The sequence below is a fragment of the Pseudoalteromonas sp. NBT06-2 genome (genome assembly GCF_002276045.1).
In the GTDB taxonomy this organism is placed as follows: domain Bacteria; phylum Pseudomonadota; class Gammaproteobacteria; order Enterobacterales; family Alteromonadaceae; genus Pseudoalteromonas.
Genome location: NZ_NQMR01000431.1, coordinates 1 through 425, shown reverse-complemented (window position 1 = coordinate 425; position 425 = coordinate 1). Strand labels below are relative to the sequence as shown.

The window sequence follows — 425 nt, the reverse complement described above, 5'->3', positions numbered from 1 at the left end:
GGATATTCGTTACATCAAAAATGTTTTTTAAATTATTGCGTTGATGTTTTTGCTCAAGTCGTTTTTGAAAATGTAATAAAGAAGGGTCTTGAAAAAACATACACGCGAAAGCGCTCATCAAGGCATCATGCTGGCTATAATCGCATTTGCTCTGTTGGCGTTTATCTTTAATTAAGGAAAAGCATTGAGATAGAGACTTTCTAAGCGTTTTAAAATTGAGATGCTTTTTACTTTTAAGTTGTGATGCCAAGTTAAATCCCAGAAAGAATAATCTTGAGACAAACAATAATTTAATGAGTTGAAGATGTATGTGATCTATCGTCTTTTTTATTGTGATCCATTGACCATAAGAGAAGACAGCGCGAAAACTATTTTTTAATATCTGCCACAACCCTTATTTGCCATAGAAATTAATTTCACCTAAA

At 32.2% G+C, this 425-nt stretch carries 1 protein-coding gene; it reads right to left on the bottom strand.

What is annotated here, in order from left to right; translation table 11 throughout:
- A partial coding sequence (locus CJF42_RS28260) for a hypothetical protein (protein WP_212668883.1) occupies positions 1 to 250 on the bottom strand: 250 nt, incomplete at its 3' end.
- Positions 251 to 425: the final 175 nt, after the last annotated feature.